General features: G+C 70.0%; 7 protein-coding genes. All 7 read left to right on the forward strand.

Annotation, left to right across the window (positions count from 1 at the left end):
* Window positions 1-907 (forward strand): Ig-like domain-containing protein (locus tag GT042_RS15845; RefSeq protein WP_161309359.1); only part of this gene is annotated, 907 nt, incomplete at its 5' end.
* 167 nt (window positions 908-1,074) lie between these two features.
* Window positions 1,075-2,364 carry an Ig-like domain-containing protein gene (locus GT042_RS15850; protein ID WP_345943786.1) on the forward strand — a complete coding sequence of 430 codons (1,290 nt, stop codon included), beginning with the start codon at window positions 1,075-1,077 and terminating at the stop codon, window positions 2,362-2,364.
* 101 nt (window positions 2,365-2,465) lie between these two features.
* Window positions 2,466-3,236: an enoyl-CoA hydratase-related protein gene (locus GT042_RS15855; protein WP_161309361.1), complete on the forward strand. Its 771-nt coding sequence runs from the start codon at window positions 2,466-2,468 to the stop codon at window positions 3,234-3,236.
* A 251-nt stretch (window positions 3,237-3,487) separates the two neighbouring features.
* On the forward strand, window positions 3,488-4,012 hold the full coding sequence (locus tag GT042_RS15860) for an ATP-binding protein (RefSeq protein ID WP_161309362.1): 525 nt from the start codon (window positions 3,488-3,490) through the stop codon (window positions 4,010-4,012).
* 168 nt (window positions 4,013-4,180) lie between these two features.
* Window positions 4,181-4,822 carry an ADP-ribosyltransferase gene (locus GT042_RS15865; protein WP_161309363.1) on the forward strand — a complete coding sequence of 214 codons (642 nt, stop codon included), beginning with the start codon at window positions 4,181-4,183 and terminating at the stop codon, window positions 4,820-4,822.
* 102 nt (window positions 4,823-4,924) lie between these two features.
* On the forward strand, window positions 4,925-5,140 hold the full coding sequence (locus GT042_RS15870) for an EF-hand domain-containing protein (RefSeq protein WP_161309364.1): 216 nt from the start codon (window positions 4,925-4,927) through the stop codon (window positions 5,138-5,140).
* 182 nt (window positions 5,141-5,322) lie between these two features.
* Window positions 5,323-6,135 carry an MIP/aquaporin family protein gene (locus tag GT042_RS15875; protein ID WP_161309365.1) on the forward strand — a complete coding sequence of 271 codons (813 nt, stop codon included), beginning with the start codon at window positions 5,323-5,325 and terminating at the stop codon, window positions 6,133-6,135.
* Window positions 6,136-6,466: the final 331 nt, after the last annotated feature.

Below are 6,466 nucleotides of genomic sequence, written 5' to 3' on the forward strand. Positions count from 1 at the left end.
TGACGGCGCCCGGGTCGCGCCCTCGGCCAGGTACAGCGTGGACGCGGTCGCCGTGGACGGCGCGGGCCGGCGCTCCGCCCGGCACAGCACCTTCACGACGGCCGTCCCCAAGGACCGCTTCATCGGCTACTTCTCGCCCGAGAACCGCTCCACCGTCGGCGCCGGGATGATCGTCTCGTTCGACTTCAACCGGGCGATCCGGAACCGCGCGGCCGTCGAGCGGGCCATCGAGGTCACCGCCGACCCGCCGGTGGAGGTCGTCGGCCACTGGTTCGGCGACGAGCGGCTCGACTTCCGGCCACGCGAGTACTGGGCCCCGGGCACCGAGGTCACCGTCGCCGTGCGGCTGCGGGACGTCGAGGGCGCGCCGGGCGTCCTCGGCATCCAGGAGCGGACGACCGGTTTCACCGTGGGCCGGTCGCAGATCTCTCTGGTGGACGCGGAGAAGCACACGATGGAGGTACGGCGCGACGGCGAGCTGGTCTCGACCCTGCCGATCACGGCAGGCGCCGCCAAGACCCCCACGTACAACGGGAAGATGGTCGTCACGGAGCTGCACGACGTCACCCGCATGGACGGCAGGACGGTCGGCTTCGGCGGGGAGTACGACATCAAGGACGTGCCGCACGCGATCCGGCTGACGACCTCGGGGACCTTCCTGCACGGCAACTACTGGGCCGCGCCCGCCACGTTCGGCTCCGCCAACGTCAGCCACGGGTGTGTCGGGCTGCTGGACGTCAAGGGCGGCGGCGAGGAGACCCCGGCGGGCTGGTTCTTCGACCGGACCCTGATCGGGGACGTCGTGGAGGTCGTCCACTCACGTGACCGGATCGTGGCTCCCGACAACGGACTCGGCGGCTGGAACATGGAGTGGGCGGAGTGGGGGAAGGGCTCCGCACTCCGCTGACCTGCGCCCGTCGGGGCGGACGGCCTGCGCCCGTTGGGACGGAACGGTGACAATCACGAGATCTTCCCCATGCATGCGATGTGATTGTCTGACGCTGGGCGCGGGCAATCGGCGCGCGAGAGTACGGGCCGTGGCGGGGCCAGGCCGTGCGAGGGGAGACGACCATGGTGAACGGCTTGCCGATATCGGGGACATCGGCGGGACCGGTCCGCGGGCCGCGGGGCCGCGGACAGGACGGACGGCGGGGGCGCGGGAAGCGCGGACTGCTGGCGCTGGCGCTGGGAGGAGTGCTCCTGGTGGTCACCGCGTGCGGGGGCGGGGACGACGGCGCCGACAAGGGCGCCTCCGGTGACAAGGGCGGCGCCAAGGGCGCGGCGGCGGTGGCCAACGCGGCGTCCGTCGCGGTCGTGACGGTCGCCCCGAAGGACGGCTCCAAGGCGGTCGCGACCACCGGGGTCCTCAAGGTCTCCGCCGACAAGGGCACGTTGACCTCGGTCACCGTCAAGGACGACAAGGGCAACGAGGTCGAGGGGAAGCTCACCCCCGACGGCGCCGACTGGGAACCGACCCAGCACCTCGCCGGCTCGACCAAGTACAAGGTGCACGCGATAGCCAAGGACGCCGACGGCCGGGAGTCCGCCAAGGACACCACCTTCACGACGCTCGTGCCGCAGAACACGTTCATCGGCCAGTACACGCCGGAGAACGGTTCGACCGTCGGCGTCGGCATGCCGGTCTCCATCAACTTCTCCCGGGGCATCACCGAGCCCGACGCCGTCGAGAAGGCCATCACGGTGACGGCGGAGCCGTCCGTACCCGTCGAGGGCCACTGGTTCGGCAACGACCGGCTGGACTTCCGGCCCGAGAAGTACTGGGCCGCGGGCACGAAGGTGACCGTCGAACTCAACCTCGACGGGGTCGAGGGACGGCCGGGCGTCTACGGCGAGCAGGCCAAGTCGTTCTCGTTCACCATCGGCCGCAGCCAGGTCTCGACGGTCGACGCGCGCGCCCACACGATGAAGGTCGTGCGGGACGGCAAGCAGATCAAGAACATCCCGATCACCGCGGGCGCGCCGTCGACCACCACGTACAACGGCCAGATGGTGATGAGTGAGAAGTACGAGGTCACGCGGATGAACGGCGCGACCGTCGGCTTCGGCGGCGAGTACGACATCAAGGACGTGCCGCACGCGATCCGGCTGTCCACCTCCGGCACCTTCGTGCACGGCAACTACTGGGCGTCCTCGGGGACGTTCGGCTCCGCCAACGTCAGCCACGGCTGCGTGGGGCTGCGGGACGTCAGGGGCGGCGGCAAGAACGGCACCCCGTCCGCCTGGTTCTTCGAGCAGTCGATCATCGGCGACGTGGTGATCGTCAAGAACTCGAAGGACAAGCAGATCGCCCCGGACAACGGCCTCAACGGCTGGAACATGTCCTGGGCGGAGTGGACGAAGTAGCTCCCCCCGTACGTACCGCCACTCCTCGAACGGCCGGGCCCGGCGCACTGTGACCAAGTGCACCGGGCCCGTTCGCGTTAATCTTCGTTAACCTGCCACGCATGGCTACCGTGAACCTCGAAGTCTCCGACGGCGTCGGCACGATCCGGCTCGACCGTCCCCCGATGAACGCGCTGAACGTCTCGATCCAGGACCGGCTGCGCGAGCTGGCCGAGGAGGCCGGCCGGCGCGACGACGTACGGGCCGTGATCCTGTACGGCGGCGAGAAGGTCTTCGCGGCCGGCGCCGACATCAAGGAGATGCGGGACATGGACCACGCGGCCATGATCCTGCGCTCCCGGGCCCTCCAGGAGGCGTTCACCGCCGTCGCCCGCATCCCCAAGCCCGTCGTCGCGGCCGTCACCGGCTACGCGCTCGGCGGGGGCTGCGAGCTGACGCTCTGCGCGGATTACCGGATCGCCGCCGACAACGCGAAGCTGGGCCAGCCCGAGATCCTGCTGGGGCTCATCCCGGGCGCCGGCGGCACCCAGCGGCTCGCCCGGCTGATCGGCCCCTCCCGTGCCAAGGACCTCATCTTCACGGGCCGTCAGGTACGGGCCGACGAGGCCCTCGCGATCGGTCTGGTCGACCGGGTGGTCCCGGCGGCCGAGGTGTACGAGCAGGCGCACGCGTGGGCCGCCGCGCTCGCCCAGGGGCCCGCGCTCGCGCTGCGGGCGGCCAAGGAGAGCGTGGACGCGGGTCTGGAGACGGACCTGGAGACGGGCCTCGCGATCGAACGCACCTGGTTCGCAAGCCTGTTCGCGACCGAGGACCGGGAGCGCGGCATGCGCTCGTTCGTGGAGGACGGCCCCGGCAAGGCGCGCTTCCTCTGATCCCGCGCCCCGGGCCCGCGGCTCCCCGTTTCGTCAACCGCGTGCACGGCTTATCCCAACCTTAAAAGAGCCTTAAGAAAAAAGCCCCGATCGCTGTTGGTGATCATCTGAATGCGGGTTGTCATCCCAGGTCAGGGTGGCTGTCGGCGGACGTCTGATGCCTTAGGCATATGCCAGACGCCCTGCCTGGAATGACTCATTCCGGGGGGTTGAATCCCCCGGAACGCCCCCGGGGGCGGCGCCGGGCAGCCATGATGGGAGACATGGCGGGCCTGGAGGGTGTGGAGCAGCCGCGGCAACGCGGCAGTGCGACCGCTGCGCGTCGGATTCCGGCCGCCGAGGACGAACAGGCGCTCAAAGCCCTGGAGTTGTACGGCAATCCGACGGACGGCGAGGTGCGGCTCCCGTCCCGCCCGGAGTCCGCCTCGGCCGCCCGGAAGATCACCCACACCGTGGTGCTGCACCAGTGGGCCCTCTCCCCGCAGACGGCGGAGCAGGCGGTGCTGCTCGTCTCCGAACTCGTCGGCAACGCGGTGCGCCACACGGGCGCGCGGGTCTTCGGGTTACGCATGGTCCGTCGCCGTGGCTGGATCCGGATCGAGGTGCGCGACCCGTCGCGCGGACTGCCCTGTCTGATGCCGGTGCAGGAAATGGACACCAGCGGGCGGGGCCTCTTCCTGGTGGACAAGCTGTCCGACCGGTGGGGTGTGGACCTCCTTCCCCGGGGCAAGACGACCTGGTTCGAGATGCGCGTCGCCGACCGCCAGGTCCCCTGAGACCTCCCCCGGCGCACGCCACACTTCGCACACCCCCTCCCCCTGGGCCACCCGGGTGACTTCCCTTGGCCGCAACTCGCCACTCGATGGCAGGAGTTCGACAGCAACACGCCGCCGTTCGGGTGACGGTCCCCCTACGGCCACCGCAGGGGCGGGAGGGTGCTCCCCATGATCTCCACTCGTCTGCGGCGCCGGGCCGCCGCCCTCGCCCTGTCCGTCACCGCCGTACTGGTCCCCGCCTCGGTCACCGAGGCCGCGCCCGCCGCGCCCCGTACCGCCGCTCCCACGGCCGTGACCGCCGCCCCCGCCGCCCTGGCGGCCCCCGCGTCCTGTCCCGTCCTCTACGACCCGCTCTTCGCCGCGGCGGACCGCCGGGTCGACCTCAGCCGGATCACCCCCGAGCCCGCCTGGCGCTCCGACTGCCGGCAGCTGTACCGCGCCGACGGCCGCGCGCCGGCGGTCATCTTCGAACAGGGCTTCCACCCCAAGGCGCCGCTCGACGGGCAGTACGATATCGAGAAGTACGTGCTCGTCAACCAGGACTCCCCGTACGTCTCCACCACCTTCGACCACGACCTGTACAAGCAGTGGAAGAGCGGCTTCAACTACTACGTCGACGCCCCCGGCGGGATCGACGTCAACAGGACCATCGGGAACACCCACAAGTGGGCGTCCCAGGAAGAGGTCGCCTTCATCGGGGGGATCGCCCGCGAACACATCGTCGGCGCGTGCCCGGTGGACAGGAAGAAGAAGGTCGAGATCATGACGGAGTGCGTGGACAACCCGCACTACCGCCCCTGGCGCGGCTGACCGGGGCGCGCCGCCGCCCGCCGCGCGGGCTGCCGCCGTTCGGGTGAGTGCGGGCGGATAATCTGGGTCCGTCAACACAGCATGAACGAAGGGGCGGACACAGTGGCGGACATCGACGACGCGCGTAAGGCATTCGACCGGTTCGACGCCGACGGCGACGGACTCATCACGGCCGTGGAGTACAAGAGCGCCATGGCGCAGCTCGGGGACTTCCACGTCACGGAGACCGTGGCGCAGGCCGTCATCAACGCCCATGACGCCAACGGCGACGGCCTGCTGACCTTCGACGAGTTCTGGGCCGCCCGCAAGGGCGAGTGACCCCGCGTCGCACGTGAGGCCCGGCTCCGGCCGGGCCTCACGCGCGAGCGCCCCGGGTGAGCGCCCCCGTCGCCCTCCGAGGGCCGACAGTCACTCATATGCCTCCACCACTCTGCCGACATGACCGTTTCATGCTTATTTGGTCATGACCGCGGCTCGGAACTAGGTGGAGGCAGGCGCTCATGGCAAAGGGATTGAGGAACACCCTCGTCGGGGAGATGGCCGCGGAGTTCGCCGGCACGTTCATCCTCATCATGTTCGGATGCGGCGTGGTGGCACAGGTGCAGGCACCGAACCTCGGCGACCACGACAGCATCGCCTGGGCATGGGGCTTCGGCGTCATGCTCGGTGTGTACGTGGCGGCCCGGGTCAGCGGCGCCCATCTCAACCCCGCGGTGACGCTGTCCCTCGCGGTCTTCCGCGGCTTCGCGTGGCGCAAGGTGGCGCCGTACGCCTTCGCCCAGACGCTGGGCGCGTTCTGCGCGGCCCTGCTGGTGCGCTGGAACTACACGGAGATCCTGGCGAAGTTCGACCCGGGTCACACGTTCAAGACCCAGACGGTCTTCTCGACCCTCCCCGGCAACGGAGTGCTGCCGGTCAGTGAGTACGGCGCGTTCCGCGACCAGGTCATCGGTACGGCGCTCCTGGTGATGGTCATCTTCGCCATCACCGACCTGCTGAACACGCCCCCCGGCGCCAACCTCGGCGCGCTGATCACGGGCCTGCTCGTGGTCGCCATCGGCATGGCGTGGGGCGCCGACGCCGGATACGCGATCAATCCGGCCCGTGACTTCGGCCCCCGCCTCGCGAGCTTCATCACCGGGTACGACACGGCCTGGCGGGACCAGTACGGCAACTTCTACTGGTGGATCCCGATCGTCGCCCCGCTCGTCGGCGGACTGGTCGGCGCCGCGTTCTACAAGTTCGTGATCGCCACGTTCCTGCCCGTCGCCCAGAAGCAGGAGCAGGGGCGGGCCCCGATCGCGGACGTGTGACCGACCGGACACCCCTGCGGCGGGTGCGGGCCCTCACGGGTCCGCACCCGCCGTTTTGGCCGTTGCTTTACGTGTGCGTTGCAACCGCTTTGCCATGGTTCATGTCTCTATGGGTACGGGGGCGGCAATGGCGGCGGATGTCAGGTCCTGGGACACATGGCGTCGTGGGACACATGACGGCACATGACGGCACATGACGGAGTGGAGTACGGAATGGGCACGCGCACGCGCAGGGGCCTCGCCAGGGGCAGGATCAAGAACGGCGGCATAGGCGTCGCGCTGGCCACCACCGCCGTGCTGCTGGGCGCGACCGCCTGCGGGGCGAGCGCCG

This window comes from Streptomyces sp. SID3212, from assembly GCF_009865405.1.
GTDB lineage: Bacteria > Actinomycetota > Actinomycetes > Streptomycetales > Streptomycetaceae > Streptomyces.

Bases quoted from the DNA above. Each gene is read 5' to 3' on its own strand.
- GT042_RS15855 (WP_161309361.1), top strand. From the start codon at position 2,466: ATGGCTACCGTGAACCTCGAAGTCTCCGACGGCGTCGGCACGATCCGG.
- GT042_RS15860 (WP_161309362.1), top strand. From the start codon at position 3,488: ATGATGGGAGACATGGCGGGCCTGGAGGGTGTGGAGCAGCCGCGGCAA.
- GT042_RS15865 (WP_161309363.1), top strand. From the start codon at position 4,181: ATGATCTCCACTCGTCTGCGGCGCCGGGCCGCCGCCCTCGCCCTGTCC.
- GT042_RS15875 (WP_161309365.1), top strand. From the start codon at position 5,323: ATGGCAAAGGGATTGAGGAACACCCTCGTCGGGGAGATGGCCGCGGAG.